This is a genomic window from Runella sp. R0.1_18, from assembly GCF_057652155.1.
In genome coordinates, this window is sequence record NZ_JBYFCK010000168.1 from 1 (window position 1) to 218 (window position 218).

Consider the following 218-nt stretch of genomic DNA (forward strand, 5'->3'; position numbering starts at 1 on the left):
GCTCAAATTAAAGATGCGAAAGATAGAAATGGCAACACTGTGAAGGATAAGGATTCGACGCCAGGCAACGGCTTCACTCGTGGTGAAGATGATGATGACGACGAGCCAATTCAAGTGACACCACTTGGTAGCATTGGAGACTTTGTGTGGAAAGATCGCAATGACAATGGTCAGCAGGATGCAGGAGAGCCAGGCGTACAAAACGTGAAGGTGATTTT

1 protein-coding gene is annotated in these 218 nt (G+C 46.8%); it reads left to right on the forward strand.

Annotated features, from left to right (window positions below):
• Positions 1 to 218: SdrD B-like domain-containing protein (locus tag AC23P2_RS31490; protein ID WP_487776850.1), on the forward strand; the 218-nt coding region annotated here is incomplete at both ends.